Source organism: Microtetraspora malaysiensis (genome assembly GCF_050947145.1).
Lineage (GTDB): Bacteria > Actinomycetota > Actinomycetes > Streptosporangiales > Streptosporangiaceae > Microtetraspora_A > Microtetraspora_A malaysiensis.
Window position 1 is genome coordinate 9126190 of record NZ_CP191998.1, and the last position, 14343, is coordinate 9140532.

Annotated in this window: 16 protein-coding genes; 7 read left to right on the plus strand and 9 right to left on the minus strand. The window is 68.7% G+C overall.

Translation table 11 applies throughout. The features are described from left to right. Nucleotides 1-5 precede the first annotated feature (5 nt). The 4 genes from sigM (at nucleotide 6) to trxA (ending at nucleotide 3008) form a co-directional block, all read left to right on the plus strand. On the plus strand, nucleotides 6-650 hold the full coding sequence (gene sigM / locus ACQP1V_RS42570; protein ID WP_387413910.1) for an RNA polymerase sigma factor SigM: 645 nt from the start codon (nucleotides 6-8) through the stop codon (nucleotides 648-650). Beyond that, on the plus strand, nucleotides 640-1536 hold the full coding sequence (locus tag ACQP1V_RS42575) for an anti-sigma factor family protein (RefSeq protein WP_433417408.1): 897 nt from the start codon (nucleotides 640-642) through the stop codon (nucleotides 1534-1536). Before sigM ends, ACQP1V_RS42575 begins: the two co-directional genes overlap by 11 nt. Before the next feature lie 152 nt (nucleotides 1537-1688). Then, on the plus strand, nucleotides 1689-2621 hold the full coding sequence (gene trxB, locus ACQP1V_RS42580; protein ID WP_433417411.1) for a thioredoxin-disulfide reductase: 933 nt from the start codon (nucleotides 1689-1691) through the stop codon (nucleotides 2619-2621). A 63-nt stretch (nucleotides 2622-2684) separates the two neighbouring features. Beyond that, nucleotides 2685-3008 carry a thioredoxin gene (gene trxA, locus ACQP1V_RS42585; protein WP_433417414.1) on the plus strand — a complete coding sequence of 108 codons (324 nt, stop codon included), beginning with the start codon at nucleotides 2685-2687 and terminating at the stop codon, nucleotides 3006-3008. A 115-nt stretch (nucleotides 3009-3123) separates the two neighbouring features. On the opposite strand, the gene ACQP1V_RS42590 is transcribed toward trxA, so the two are convergent. Next, nucleotides 3124-3741, minus strand: coding sequence for a GNAT family N-acetyltransferase (locus ACQP1V_RS42590; RefSeq protein WP_432869216.1), 618 nt, complete (start codon nucleotides 3739-3741; stop codon nucleotides 3124-3126). Nucleotides 3742-4080: 339 nt separating this feature from the next. Between ACQP1V_RS42590 and ACQP1V_RS42595 the strand changes: the two genes are divergently transcribed. The 3 genes from ACQP1V_RS42595 to ACQP1V_RS42605 all read left to right on the plus strand — a co-directional run bounded on the left by ACQP1V_RS42595 (nucleotide 4081) and on the right by ACQP1V_RS42605 (nucleotide 7736). Continuing rightward, nucleotides 4081-5313: a PLP-dependent aminotransferase family protein gene (locus ACQP1V_RS42595; protein WP_084259296.1), complete on the plus strand. Its 1233-nt coding sequence runs from the start codon at nucleotides 4081-4083 to the stop codon at nucleotides 5311-5313. A gap of 69 nt (nucleotides 5314-5382) precedes the next feature. After that, entirely contained in the window at nucleotides 5383-6333 is a 951-nt protein-coding gene (locus tag ACQP1V_RS42600; RefSeq protein ID WP_387413902.1) for a D-alanine--D-alanine ligase family protein, read from the plus strand. A gap of 1187 nt (nucleotides 6334-7520) precedes the next feature. Beyond that, complete coding sequence (locus tag ACQP1V_RS42605) at nucleotides 7521-7736, plus strand: hypothetical protein (protein ID WP_433417417.1); 216 nt, start codon at nucleotides 7521-7523, stop codon at nucleotides 7734-7736. Nucleotides 7737-8465: 729 nt separating this feature from the next. Here ACQP1V_RS42605 and ACQP1V_RS42610 read toward each other — a convergent pair. From ACQP1V_RS42610 to rpmH, 8 genes are all read right to left on the minus strand, one after another. Next, the gene (locus ACQP1V_RS42610) at nucleotides 8466-9422 is read right to left on the minus strand and encodes a ParB/RepB/Spo0J family partition protein (RefSeq protein WP_433417420.1); all 957 of its coding nucleotides are present in this window, start codon (nucleotides 9420-9422) and stop codon (nucleotides 8466-8468) included. Nucleotides 9423-9542: 120 nt separating this feature from the next. Continuing rightward, a complete protein-coding gene (locus ACQP1V_RS42615) occupies nucleotides 9543-10316 on the minus strand; it encodes a ParA family protein (RefSeq protein WP_387413899.1) in 774 nt (257 codons plus the stop codon). Nucleotides 10317-10621: 305 nt separating this feature from the next. Next, nucleotides 10622-11311, minus strand: coding sequence for a 16S rRNA (guanine(527)-N(7))-methyltransferase RsmG (rsmG, locus tag ACQP1V_RS42620; RefSeq protein WP_067137570.1), 690 nt, complete (start codon nucleotides 11309-11311; stop codon nucleotides 10622-10624). Nucleotides 11312-11501: 190 nt separating this feature from the next. Beyond that, a complete protein-coding gene (locus ACQP1V_RS42625) occupies nucleotides 11502-11996 on the minus strand; it encodes a protein jag (protein ID WP_387413897.1) in 495 nt (164 codons plus the stop codon). A gap of 18 nt (nucleotides 11997-12014) precedes the next feature. After that, entirely contained in the window at nucleotides 12015-12971 is a 957-nt protein-coding gene (gene yidC, locus ACQP1V_RS42630; protein ID WP_387413895.1) for a membrane protein insertase YidC, read from the minus strand. Between the two features lie 4 nt (nucleotides 12972-12975). Next, nucleotides 12976-13284 (minus strand): membrane protein insertion efficiency factor YidD, encoded by a 309-nt coding sequence (gene yidD, locus ACQP1V_RS42635; protein WP_387413894.1) that lies wholly within the window; start codon nucleotides 13282-13284, stop codon nucleotides 12976-12978. Further along, the gene (rnpA, locus tag ACQP1V_RS42640) at nucleotides 13281-13658 is read right to left on the minus strand and encodes a ribonuclease P protein component (protein ID WP_433417425.1); all 378 of its coding nucleotides are present in this window, start codon (nucleotides 13656-13658) and stop codon (nucleotides 13281-13283) included. Before rnpA ends, yidD begins: the two co-directional genes overlap by 4 nt. Nucleotides 13659-13726: 68 nt before the next feature. Then, a complete protein-coding gene (rpmH, locus tag ACQP1V_RS42645; RefSeq protein ID WP_015772801.1) occupies nucleotides 13727-13864 on the minus strand; it encodes a 50S ribosomal protein L34 in 138 nt (45 codons plus the stop codon). Nucleotides 13865-14343: the final 479 nt, after the last annotated feature.

Here is a 14343-nt window from a genome sequence, read left to right on the forward strand (position 1 = left end):
GCCAAGTGAACTCCCCACCTGAGAACCCTCCCCCGGCTGAGCACGCTGCCCGGTCGGCGGTGAGCGATGCCGACCTCCTCAGCCGCCACATCAACGGCGATCCGCACGCGTTCAGTGAGATCGTCAAGCGCCACCGGGACCGCATGTGGGCCGTCGCCCTGCGGACCCTCGGCGACCCGGACGAGGCGGCCGACGCCGTGCAGGACGCGTTCGTGTCCGCCTACCGCAAGGCGGAGAGCTTCCGCGGCGAGGCCGCGGTCACGACGTGGCTGCACCGCATCGTGGTGAACGCCTGCCTCGACAGGATGCGGCGCAAGTCGGTACGGCCGGTGGCCGACGACGAGCTGATCGAGGCCGCCGAGCGGGACGCGCCCATGGCCGATCAGGCCGGTGAGCGCGAGGTGTCGATGGACGTCTCGTCCGCGCTCAAGATGCTGCCCGCCGACCAGCGGGCGGCCCTGGTCCTGGTCGACATGATGGGCTATTCGGTGGAGGACGCGGCCGGGGTGCTCGGCGTCCCCGCCGGCACCGTCAAGAGCCGCTGCGCGCGTGGACGCGCCAAACTTGCCCCGATTCTTTCGCATCTGCGGAACCGATCGGGGCGCACCCGCGTCTCATCCGCGAAGGGAGCAGAACTTCGTGACGGGTGATACGCACTACGACCTGGAGATCCTCGCCGAACTGGCGGAGGGACTCCTCGACGACGCCACGGCACGGCGGGTCCGCGAGCATCTCGCGGTCTGCGATCCCTGCGGGGAGAGCCTTGCCGACCTGGCGGCGGTTCGGGAGGTGCTGGCCGCGGTCCCGGTGCCGGCGATGCCGTTGGGTGTCGCCATGCGCATCGATCGCGCGCTGGCCGCCGAAGCGTCCCGCGACGTGGAGAGCACAGGCGACCTCGGCAACCGGGGACTCCGCCTCGTGGAGACCCCCGACTGGGGCCGGATCATGCGGGACGCCCCGTGGGAGACGGCGGCGCCCAAGGAGGAGGACACGCCCGCCGTGGCCTCCCTCGGCGTGGTCGCGGACGACGGCACCGTCGTCCCGGTCGTCCCCAGGAAGCAACGACGCATGTGGCGGATGCCCGCCGTGGCGGCGGCCGCGGCCGCGGTCGTCATCGGCGGCACCGGAGTGGCCACGACCATGCTGTCCGCCCAGGGTGGCTCGGCGCCGTCCAGGATCCACATCTCCGGGTCGGCCGGGACACCCTCGACCGACGCGTCGGTCCTGGCCTACACGGTTTCCAAGAGTGACCACAACTACACGAACCGGGAGCTGAGCGGCTCGCTGCTCGGGTACTTCGCCCCCGCCCCCGCAGGGTTCGGAGCCAACGACGACGAGTCGCTCGACAAGTGCGTCAAGCGGTTCTCCGACCAGCTCGACCGCCGGCCCATCGGGGTGGACAAGGCGTTCTACAACGGCAACGAGGCCACGATCATGGCCTTCTGGGAGGACCAGAACATCAACGCGGTCCGCGTGGTGGTGGTCGACTCCTCCTGCAAGAGCCTCCGTTCCGATGGCCTCGCCACCTGGAAGTGACCCACCGTACAGACGATCTCCGGCAGCCCTTCGCCACCACGGCGGAGGGCTGCCTTCGTTAACGGCCCGAAGCGGCGGAAAGGACTGAGGGGAATCCCGGACGCCTAGGATCTGTTGACGCGACTGCATCACCCGGAGCGAAAGGCAGACCGTTGAGCGACGTCCGTAACGTGATCATCATCGGGTCGGGGCCCGCCGGCTACACGGCGGCCGTCTACTCGGCCCGCGCGGAGCTGAAACCCCTGGTGTTCGAGGGGTCGGTGACCGCGGGCGGCGCCCTCATGAACACCACCGACGTGGAGAACTTCCCCGGCTTCCCCGACGGCATCATGGGACCCGATCTCATGGACAACCTGCGCAAGCAGGCCGAGCGGTTCGGGGCCGAGCTGGTCGCCGACGACGTGGTCGAGGTCGACCTGAACGCCAACCCGAAGGTCGTCAAGACCCACTCCGGCACCTTCTACGCGAAGGCCGTCGTCCTCGCCACCGGGTCGGGCTACCGGGAGCTGGGCCTGGAGAACGAGAAGCGGCTGTCCGGCCACGGCGTCTCCTGGTGCGCCACCTGCGACGGCTTCTTCTTCCGCGGTCAGGACATCATCGTGGTCGGCGGCGGCGACACCGCGATGGAGGAGGCCCTCTTCCTCACCCGCTTCGGGTCGTCCGTAACCGTCATCCACCGTCGCGACGAGCTGCGCGCCAGCAAGATCATGCAGGAGCGGGCGTTCGCCAACGACAAGATCCGGTTCGTCTGGGACAGCGAGGTCGTCGACGTGGTCGGCGAGAACAAGGTCACCGCCGTGCGGATCCGCAACCGCAAGACCGGCGAGGAGACCGAGCTCCCCGCGGGCGGCCTGTTCGTCGCGATCGGCCACGACCCGCGCACCGAGCTGTTCAAGGGCCAGGTGAACCTGGACGCCGAGGGGTACATCCAGGTCGAGGCGCCGAGCACTCGCACCAACATCGAGGGTGTCTTCGCGGCGGGCGACGTCGTGGACCACACCTACCGCCAGGCGATCACCGCCGCGGGCACGGGCTGCGCCGCCTCCATCGACGCCGAGCGCTGGCTCGCCCACCAGAACAGCTGACCCGGGGAATGCGGGGCCGGTCCCCGCGGTTGAACCCTCCACACCGAGCAAGGGGAGAGAACATTGGGCGCCATCAAGAGCGTGACCGACGCCACCTTCGGAGCCGAAGTCCTCAAGAGCGACAAGCCCGTCCTCGTCGACTTCTGGGCTGAGTGGTGCGGTCCGTGCCGCCAGGTCGCGCCGATCCTGGAGGAGATCGCGGCCGAGAACGCCGAGCGGCTGACCATCGTCAAGCTGAACATCGACGAGAACCCCGCCACTCCTCGGGACTACGGCGTACTCCAGATCCCGACGATGAACGTCTACAAGGGTGGAGAGGTCGTGAAGCAGATCATCGGCGCCAAGCCGAAGGCGATGCTGCTTCGCGAGCTCGAGGGCATCATCTGACACCGGTTGGTGCCCGACCGCCTTCCCGGCGGCACCCACCCACAGCGAAGCCCCCTCGCCGTCCGCGGCGCAGGGGGCTTCCGCGTCTCCGCCCACAGGGGGCGCTGAGATCGTCTTAGACCGGGCGAAGCGCCCGCTCCGGACTCATGGAGCCCAGCAGTCTCTCCAGGGCCACCTCGACGTCCTCGCGCCACGAGACGGCCGACTTCAGCTCCAGGCGGAGCCGGGGAAACCTCAGATGCGGGCGTACCGTCTTAAACCCTACGGAGAGCAGGTACTCGGCGGGCACCACGCAGCTCGGCTGCTCCCACTTCAGGTCGCCGAACGCCTCGATCGCCCGGACTCCGCGCCGGGTGAGGTCCTTGGCGACGCCCTGCACGAGCATCCGGCCCAGGCCGCCCCCCGAGAACTCCGGGATGATGTGCGCCGTCATCAGCAGCACCGCGTCCGAGCTGACCGGCGACGTAGGGAACGCCACCGAGCGCGGCACGTACAGCGGCGGCGCGTACAGCACGAAGCCCGCCGCGACCCCGTCGACGTACGCGATTTTGCCGCAGCTCCCCCACTCCAGCAGGGTGGCGGAGATCCACGCCTCCTTCTCCAGGCCCGGGTCGCCCGCCTGCACCGCGCGCTCGCCGCTCATCGGGTCGAGCTCCCAGAAGACGCAGCGTCGGCATCGCCTCGGCAGATCGTCCAGATTGTCCAAAGTGACGTTGGCCAGCCGACGCGACACGTGTTGCCCCAATCCCCGAGAGGAGTACATGAGCCCCCGAAAACGCCGCCGGATGTGTGGAAAACCACACGACCATCGCGCCTTCCGCTGGCATCGTAACTCAGCGAACCCGCTCGGTCGCCGTACTGGGACGCCTTCCGGAGGGCCACCTCCGGGGTCGCACCGCGTCATCGGCCGGCAACCCGGCGGCGATCGAACCGCGGCGCTGCCGTAGTCTGGTTTCTCGGCTATGAACGGAGGTGGACCGTGACGCACGAGCTCGATCACGGTCGGACGACCGCGCCCCAAGGGTCGCGAATTGACGCCTATGTCGATCGGTACGCCGCACGAGCTACCGGGATGGTCGCCTCCGAGGTTCGAGCTCTCTTCGCCGTCGCGTCGAGGCCCGAGGTGGTCTCGCTCGCCGGCGGCATGCCGTACGTCACGGCCCTCCCCCTCGACGTGGTCGGCGAGCTGGTCGCCGACCTGGTCGCCCGGCGCGGCCCGGTCGCGCTGCAGTACGGCTCCGGCCAGGGAGACCCCGATCTGCGTGAGCAGATCTGCGAGGTCATGCGCCTGGAGGGCATCGAGGCCGGGGCGGACGACGTCGTCGTCACCGTGGGATCCCAGCAGGCCCTCGACCTGATCACCCGGATCTTCATCGACCCGGGCGACGTGGTTCTCGCCGAGGGCCCCTCCTACGTGGGAGCGCTCGGCACGTTCAGCGCGTACCAGGCGAACGTCATCCACGTCGCGATGGACGACCAGGGCCTCATCCCCGAGTCGCTCGCGCAGACGATCTACGCGCTGCACACCGCCGGCCGGCGGGTCAAGTTCCTCTACACCATCCCCACCTTCCAGAACCCGGCGGGCGTGACCCTCAACGAGGTCCGCCGCCGGCAGGTGCTGGAGATCTGCCAGCGGGCCGGCGTCCTGGTCGTCGAGGACAATCCGTACGGGCTGCTCGGGTTCGACAGCGAGCCGTATCGCGCGCTGCGCGCCGACGACCCCGACGGAGTGGTCTACCTCGGCTCGTTCTCCAAGACCCTCGCCCCCGGTTTCCGGGTGGGCTGGGCGCTCGCGCCGCACGCGATCCGCGAGAAGCTGGTCCTCGCGATGGAGTCGGCGGTGTTGTCACACTCGACCTTCACCCAACTCGCCGTCGGGCAGTACCTCGCCACCCAGCCGTGGCGCGAGCAGATCAAATCCTTCCGAGAGTTGTACCGGGAACGGCGCAACGCCCTTCTCGGCGCACTTGAGGTGCTGATGCCCGCCGGTTGCTCGTGGACTCGTCCCGCCGGCGGGTTCTTTGTGTGGATGACCCTCCCCGAGGGGCTCAACTCCAAGGCGATCCTGCCGCGCGCGGTGGCCGAGCGTGTCGCGTTCGTCCCCGGCACCGGCTTCTACGCCGACGGCGGCGGCGCGCAGCACATGCGGCTCTCCTACTGCTACCCCAAGCCGGAGCGCATCCGCGAGGGCGTGCGCCGGCTCGCCGGGGTGATCGAGCAGGAGCTGCAGCTGCGCGACACCTTCGGCACCGGCTCCGCGCCGGACCACCCCGGAGTCGACACGCCGGGTCCCGACCTCGCCTGAAGTTCCGGTACGGCTAGCCTGTTCGGGCTGGCCGTACCGGAATCCGAAGTGAGAAAGGGCCCTCTCCCTATGAGTGACTTGGCGCATGTGCTGGTGTTGGCGGGGGGCCTTTCCTACGAGCGCGAGGTCTCCATCCGCTCCGGCCGCCGGGTCAGCGAGGTCCTGCGTGCGGCCGGAGTGGTCGTCGAGACCCGCGACACCGACGCCACCCTCGTCCCCGCCATGCTCGCCGACCCGCCGGACGCCGTCTTCGTGACGCTGCACGGCGGAGCCGGCGAGGACGGCGCGATCCGTTCCGTGCTGGAACTCCTCAACGTGCCGTATGTCGGGGCCACCCCCGACGCCTGTCGGGTCGCCTACGACAAGCCGACGGCCAAGGCGGTCGTCCGCTCCTGGGGGCTGAACACCCCCGACTCGATCTCCCTGCCCAAGGAGACCTTCCACGACCTCGGCGCGACGGCGGTCCTCGCCCGCATCGTGGACCGGCTCGGCCTGCCGCTGTTCGTCAAGCCTTCTCGCGGCGGCTCCGCGCTCGGCGCCTCCATCGTGCGGTCCGCCGAGGAGCTGCCCGCCGCGATGGTCGGCTGCTTCGCGTACGGCGACACCGTGCTGATCGAGAAGTACATCGCGGGCGTGGAAGTCGCCGTGTCCGTCGTGGACCTCGGTGACGGCCCGGTGGCCCTGCCGCCCGTGGAGATCGTGCCCGACAGCGGCGTCTACGACTACGCCGCCCGCTACACGGCCGGGCACACCGAGTTCTTCGCTCCCGCCCGCCTGTCGCCGGAGGACGCCGAGGCGTGCGCCGCGATGGCCGTCACCGCGCATGCCGCGCTCGGGCTGCGGGACGTCTCCCGTACCGACCTCATCGTGGACGAGACCGGCCGCCCCTTCTTCCTCGAGGTGAACGTCGCCCCCGGAATGACCGAGACCTCATTGCTCCCGATGGCGGCCGAGGCGGCCGGGCGGGATCTCGGCTCCCTCTGCAAGGGACTCCTCGAACTCGCCGCCCGACGCGGCTGACGCCCATCCACATAAGAGGGACCTGTCGAAGCGCGCCGCGCTCACTCGTACGCCACGGGGCGCCAGGAGCCGGGACGGCGGGCGAGCGCGGCGCCCTGCCGGGTCCGCTCCGGGCCGTCGCGTCCCGGCATAGAGGCGACTCACCGAGGTGACCCGGCGCGGCGATGTGCCGGGGTGATTCGACAGGTGATCCGTCGGGGTGGTCCGCAGAGGTGATGCGTCAACGGGACACCCGGACGCGGACCGCCGCCGACCGGACCGCCTTCCGCCGCCCTCCGGACGCGTTCTCACCTTTGCCCGCGACCAGGTTGTCGGCAAGTCTCTCTCGCGTTTCACGTGAAACCCCTCCCCTCGCCTGCCGCTCCCCAAGCTCTTCCTCGCTTGCCCGGCCGATTCCTGCAGCGCTCCCTCCGTTGCCCCACCGTTCCCCCACGACCTGCTGCGTCCCCAGGCGTGGTCGTAGTCCGGGCCCCCGGCCCGGTGTGTTCGTGCCGCATGTGTTCATCGCGCCGCGTGTGGCCCCAGAGCCCGGCGTGGCCAGGGGCCTGTCGTCACCCGACCGATGTGGTGGCGGGCCCACAGCGCCCGCCACCCCCTGGGTGTCGAGCCCCTCGACGCTCTCCCTCACCGGCCGGAGATATCTCTGGCGAGCCACTCACAGTCCCGTGCGGCATCGATTCCCACGCCGTTCCTCACGCTCTCTGCCTCCTGTCCCGCCGTTCCCACGCTCTCCTTCTCCGGCCATGTCATTCGTCGCGCTTTCCGTCACGGGCGGCGGTCCCTCTCGCGAGCCGCTCGTAGTGCCGCAGCGATTCGCCCCGCCACGGCTCCCGCGTTCTGCTGCCCACCTCTGTCATGCCGCCACTCACATGCGCCCACTACATGCCTTGCCGCGCCTCTCAAGCCACCCGAAGACCTCACAGGGCGACGAGCCGGCGTCGGGAGCACTCGCATCCCGGCTTGCTGATCACACGCTGGACAGGAGCGGCCTGGGCGGGAAGGGAACGTGAGCGGATCGTTGGCGCCGGCCGCCCGGCAGGCCTCTCTTGTTTCACGTGAAACCGCTCCCCTGCCACGCCATCCCACGCTCTCCGTCACGGGCCGAGATGGAGTGACCGAATGTGCTGAGCGTGAGCTGATGATGGTGCTCGCGCGAGGCGAAATCGACGGGAAGGCGCGCTCTGCCGGTGGCTGGCACCCGTAGGCGCTACAACGAGAGCTACTCGGGGGGTTGTGCTCCGGTCACCCGCCAGCCGGGCAGACACCGCGCACTCGGCTTCCGCTGGGCCTACCCCAAGCGTTTCCGCAAGGCGATGACCACCTTTGCCGGCAACAGCCGCCACGCCGGCGTCTGGGCGGCCAGGATCTGCTTCCGCGCCACGCTCTCCCGCCGTACTTCCTGATTGAGGGTCGCGGCTCACAGCCATGCTGGGCTTTCCGCTCGGTGCCTCGACGGCTCCGCGCACTCCAAGGGCGACGAGCGCTGCAACGCGGATGGTTAACGTCCGCGGCCAAGGATGCCCCGCCGGGAGGAGCCGACGCCGGGGCGCACTCCCGACCGCCCCTAAGCATCAGGACAGCCACACCAGCACCAGCACCAGCACCAGCACCAGCACCAGCACCAGCACCAGCACCAGCAGAATCGACAGCGCCGTCCGTTCTCCTTCGCACTTCTCCGCCCTCGGCCATCTGTCTTCGATGGGCGCTCTCAGCCGCTCTGAGGACTCCCCGTGACCGTGCTCATTTTCACCGGGGTACTAATGGGGTGCCGTCGGTCCCTAACCGGCGACCCTGAAGGTGGTCTCGCGGCATCGTTGTGTGCCATCCAGGCCGGAGTGGTGCGGACCAGGGTGCCTCACACGCGGGGTGTCCTGCAGGCCTCGGCTTTCGGGCCGGAAACGCCGACGCGACCGTCGGACTTCGCCGTGCTGGCCGTCCGCCTCGATCTGGCGGCTTGCGGAGGTGCTCCTCGCCGCCCGCGACCAGAATCAAAGCCCCCTTCCCGGATCTGCTGCCGAGCCCAACGGCTTACCGACCGGCTAGAGGGGATCTCACCACAGCGGCTACCCGCAGGCAGACACGGAAACGGCGCCGCGTTTCACGTGAAACACGACGCCGCTCACACGGTCTGGCTATTCGTCGCCTTCACGCATGCTGTTGATGGTGTCGGGTGCCATGGTGCCGATGATGCGCTCCAGGTCGTCGATCGTGGAGAACTCGACCACAATCCGGCCCTTGCGACTGCCCAGGTCCACCTTCACCCGGGTCTCGAAATGATCAGAGAGCTGCTGCGCCAGCCTCCCCAGGGCGGGCGCCGCCGGCTTCTTCTCGCGGGGCTTGCGAGGAGCGGGACCGGCGGTGGCCTCCCCCAGGGCGACGATCTCTTCGACTGTACGGACCGAGAGGCCCTCCGCGACGATCCGCGTCGCCAGGCGTTCCTGGGCCGCAGGGTCGTCCAGAGCCAGCAGCGCGCGGGCGTGGCCGGCGCTGATCGTCCCGGCCGCCAGGCGGAGCTGGACGTTCGAGGGCAGGTTGAGCAGCCGAAGCGTGTTGGTGATGTGCGAGCGGGACCGGCCGATCTTCTTCGCCAGGACCTCGTGGGTGGCCCCGAAGTCGTCGAGCAGCTGGCGGTACGCCGCGCCCTCCTCCAGCGCGTTGAGCTGCTCGCGCTGGAGGTTCTCGATCAACGCCTCGCGGAGCATCTCGTCGTCCTGGGTACCCCGCACGATCGCGGGGATCTTCTCCAGGCCGGCGAGTTTGGAGGCGCGGCATCGCCGCTCCCCCATGACCAGCTCGAAGCGCCCCTCGCCGAGAGCACGTACGACGACCGGCTGGAGCAGCCCGACCTCGGAGATGGAGGTCGCCAGCTCGTCCAGGCGCTCCCCGTCGAAGACGTCACGCGGCTGGCGCGGGTTGGGCACGATCGCGTCGAGGGGGATCTCCTGGAAATAGGCTCCCTCGACCGGCCGCAGCCCCGAGTCCGCGGACTCCTCCGCCGGTGGGCTAGCCGCGATCGTCGGCTCGACGATCGGCCCGGTGGGGATCAGTGCCCCCAGGCCCTTGCCCAGTCCCCGACGCTGCTGAGACACCGCTGCTCCTTACCGCCGCACAACACCGTACGAAAGACAGTGCCCAGCGATCACAGAGTCGCCGGGCACTCCACCACGAGAGGGTACCGCCGTGCGGGCGTTTCGCGGGCCCGCGACCCGCTACGCCCCGGTGACCGCCGCGCCGCGGTAGGCCATCTCCCGGGCGGCCTCCTTGTACGCCAGGGCGCCGCTTGAGCCCGGATCATAGGTGATGACCGACTGGCTGTAGCTGGGCGCCTCGGAGACGCGGACGCTTCTCGGGATGACCGCCTTGAGCACGGTGTCCCCGAAGTGCGACCGCACTTCCTCGGCTACCTGGGCAGCCAGCCGGGTGCGGCCGTCGTACATGGTCAACAGGATCGTGGAGACGTTCAGCTCCTGGTTCAGATGGACCCGCACCAGCTCGACGTTCTGCATCAACTGGGTGAGCCCTTCTAGCGCGTAGTACTCGCACTGGATGGGGATCAGAATTTCCTGCGCCGCCGCCATGGCGTTCACCGTGAGCAGGCCGAGTGACGGCGGGCAGTCGATCAGGATGTAATCCAGCTCCATGGAGTTGAAAGCGTTCAATGCCCGCTTCAGCCGGGTCTCCCGGCCCACCATGGGGACAAGCTCGATCTCGGCGCCCGCGAGATCGAGGGTCGCCGGCGCGCAGTAGAGGTTCGGCATCTCCGGGACCGGCTTCACAATCGACGCCAGCGGGAGATCGTCCACCAACACCTGATAGACAGACGGCACGCCCGACCGGTGTTCCGTCGCCAACGCCGTCGACGCGTTGCCCTGCGGGTCAAGGTCGACCACCAGGACCCGCTGCCCGTGCATCGACAGCGCCGCGGCCAGATTGACGGTGGTCGTGGTCTTCCCGACGCCGCCCTTCTGGTTCGCCACGGTCATCACCCGGCACTTCGGGGGACGGGGCCACGCCTCCTCGTCCCGCGTGGAGTAACCAATCGAATGCGTGGCCGCCGGAGCGGCCGTCGCTGTTTCACGTGAAACCACAGAGCTCAGTGCCTCTCGTACCAGCGGCGAATCACCGGGAGTAAGGGGGGTCTGGGACACGGTCGTCGTCCTTTCACCCTGCGAAACAGAGATAAAAGGCCAGCCGACCCCCGATGGCCGACCTACCGACGCGATCTCCAAGGGTACGGCGATGTGATTCTCCGGCCAACCCAGGCCCCCAGCCGCACCCGCCACGACCTTCACCTCTTCCGTCGGTGCCGCGTGCCCTTTCCACTCCGCACCGGGGACTGGCCCGCGACGACGCGAACGAGAGTGGTGGGCGGCTCGACCTTACCGCGCCCAACCGTAACAAGCTCGGCAGTACGCGCTCCGTACGCCTTGAGTTGCGGCCCGGCCGCGTCGAGTTCCTCGGCCGCGCGCTCGCCCTTCATGGCGAGAAGTTCGCCGCCTTCCTCAAGAAGAGGCATGGACCACGCCAGCAGTCGGTCAAGCGGAGCAACCGCCCGCGCTGTGGCGATGTCGAACGTGCGCTTGCGCGCCAGCTCCTCGGCGCGACCACGCAGCACTTCGACGTTGTCCAGCTCCAGCGCCGCCACGCACTCCCCCAGGAAGTTCGTACGGCGCAGCAGCGGTTCGAGCAACGTCACCGTGATGTCGGGGCGGACGATCGCCAGGACGAGGCCGGGCAGACCGGCGCCGGAACCGATGTCCACCAGCCGGGTGCCCTCGGGCACCGCTTCCTCCACCACCGCGCAGTTGAGCAGATGGCGATCCCAGATCCGGGGAACCTCGCGTGGCCCGATCAGTCCGCGCACCACTCCGGGGCCCGCGAGTAGCTTCGCGAACGCCTCGGCCCTGCCCAACGCCTCACCGGTGAATACCTCACGCGCCGCTTCGGGCGCCTCGGGCAGTTCGTTGCTTTCCGTCATCACTCACTCATCTATGGATGCTCTCGGGGTAAGGGTAGCCGCCCCGCTCCGGCCGGAGCCGCATGGTCGCCCCCGTTCCCGCACACTGGCCCCGCGAACTGTCCCGGTATGTCCGCCCGCGCTCCCCCAGCGGGTACGGAAAAGGCCGCCGACCCTCGGAGGATCGGCGGCCTTCGGAACGAAAGCGCGATTACGCGGGAAGTACGACGACGAAACGCCGGGGCTCCTCGCCCTCGGACTCGCTGCGCAGCCCGGCCGCGGCGACCGCGTCGTGCACGATCTTCCGCTCGAACGGCGTCATCGCCTGGAGCGCCTTGGGCTCCCCACTGCGCTTCACGTCGTCCGCGGCAGCAGCGCCGATCTTGGTCAGCTCGGCCCTGCGACGCTCCCGATAGCCGCCGACATCGAGCATGAGCCGGGAGCGCTCGCCGGTCTGGCGGTGCACGGCGAGCCGGGTGAGCTCCTGGAGCGCCTCCAGCACCTCGCCGCCGGGGCCGACCAGGTCGCTGCCCTTGATACCGACCACCGACACGACCGCCCGGTCGCCCTCGACGTCCATGTCGATGTCGCCGTCGATGTCGGCGATGTCCAACAGGCCCTCGACGTAGTCGGCCGCGATCTCACCTTCCTGCTCCAGGGCGGCGACATCGGGAGCAGGTTTGACGCTCTCCTCGGCTTCGGTCACGTCCGGTCTCTCCTTCTCCTACGACTTCTTGCTGCCGGTCCGCTTGCTGCGCGACTGTCGCGACTGCTGCTGACGAACGATCTTAGGTTCCGGTGGGGCCGGAGTGTCTGAAGGGGCGGCCGCCTTCGGCTTGCCGAGTATCTTCCCGAAGACGCCGTTGGAGGGCGGCGGCGTCGTGACGTTGCCCTTCTCGTCCACGACCGGCATGGGGTGCCGGCTGTAGAACCAGTGCTGCTGGCTGAGCGTCCACAGGTTGGTGGTGACCCAGTAGAGGATCAGACCGAGCTGGAAGTTGAGGCTGAAGACGGCGAACAGCGGCGAGATGTACATCAGGATCTTCTGCTGCTGCGCCATGGGGTTGTCGACCATCTGCTGCATCGACCGCTTCACGCTCTGGCGAACCGTGAGGAACGTGGTGAGCGAGCTGACCGCGACGAAGCAACCAAGAACGATCTTCGTCATGAGCGGGTCGGCGCCGAATGCCTGAATATCGGCGCTGCTCATGAAGAACGTGGAGGGAAGCGGTGCCCCGAAAACGTGCGCGTGACGCGCGCTGTCCACGAGCTCCTGGGTCATGCCGAACTTCGCCTTGTCCTCGGCGATCGCTCGGAGCACCGTGAACATGGAGATGAAGATCGGGAACTGCGCCACAATGGGCAGGCAGCCGCCCAGCGGGTTGGCGCCCGCCTCCTGGTAGACGCGCATGACCTCCTGGTTCATGCGCTGCTTGTCCTTCTGGTACTTCTTGCGCAGCTCCTGCACCTTGGGAGCGAGCTCCTGCATCTTCCTCGACGAGCGCATCTGCTTGAGGAAGAGGGGGAAGATGAGCATCCGCATCGCCACGGTCAGCGTGATGATGGTCAGCGCCCAGGTCAGTCCGCTGTTCGGGGAGAGGAAAGTGCTGTAACCGGCGTGGATGTGGGTGATCACCCACGCCACGGCGGTATACAGCCAGTTGAGGAATGACAGCTCCACCGAGCTAGCTCCCTTGCGTTGTGTCGTGAGACCGGCCTCGGGGTGGGGGCACCGGGTCGTAACCTCCGGGATGGAACGGGTGGCAACGCCCGATGCGCCTGATGGTCAGCCATGATCCGCGCACCGCTCCGTGTACGGCGATGGCCTCCATCCCGTAGGCGCTGCAGGACGGCTCGAATCGGCAACGCGGCCCGAGCACCGGGCTGATGAACGCCCGGTAGAACTTGATCGGGACGAGCAGCACGCGCGCGGCCGGCGTGGGCCGCGTGTCAGAGGCGACCGCTCGCCCGGGACTCGACTGCTCGACTGTCATGACCGTCCATCCGTCAGGGTCCGCGGCGTGGACCCCCGCCGCCGGAGTAAACGATCGAGCGCGATGTCGAGTTCGGCGGCCAGGTCCTCGCTCCGCGCGGACGCGGCAGCAGGGTTGGCGCGTACCACAAGCAGGCTACCTTGCGGAAGCCGGTGGAGTCGGGCCCGCATCAGGTGTCTGAGCCTGCGCTTTACCCGGTTTCTGGTGACGGCGTCGCCGACGGCCTTGCTCACGACGAAGCCCACCAACGGCTGCCCCTCGCTGTCGCCCACGTTCAGGTGGGCGACCAGGGTGGGGCGTCCGGCGCGTTGACCGCGCCGGATCGCGTCGGCGAACTCATCACCGCGTCGCATACGGGACGCGGACGGCAGCACCGAAACTTCCTTGAACTACGACTATCGCCCGCCGACGATACGACGGCGGGCGACAACGGTTTCGCTCGTCAGACGGTCAGCTCGGCGCGACCCTTGCGACGGCGGGCGGCCAGGATGGCGCGGCCGGCACGCGTGCGCATACGCAGCCGGAAGCCGTGGGTCTTCGCGCGACGACGGTTGTTCGGCTGGTAAGTACGCTTGCTCACGAGTGGACTCCAGGATCAGATTCACCCGCGGAAGCGGGCGCGCAACATTCCAAAGGGTGCGGCTCGCCAGTGCGTGGACATGCGAAATAGCCGTCGCCGACCAGCCGACCTCCACACGTTAGGCGGGAATCCTGCCACAGGTCAAACCAGACTGCGATCAAGGAGCGGCTCTCTCCCCTCGGCGAGGGGATTTTTCCCTGGTGCCAGATCGCCCACACGAGGCAGCCACAGCTACCAGTAGGCTGTGGACAACGTCTTGAACCCAGGTCGCGCACACCACTACTGTCAACCCTCCGGACTCTCCTCCATCGAACGTGGATGCGCCCGGGACCTGTGCGACGGCCTGTGCATAACGTGTGGATCCCTCTGTGGATCACGTATCGGGGGCTGGCCCCGCCGGGGAGCCTCGGCCGGGATCGGCGTGGAAGAACAGATCGCGGCGAATACGCGGGGGCCGCGCTAGGGAGGAGTGCCGGACC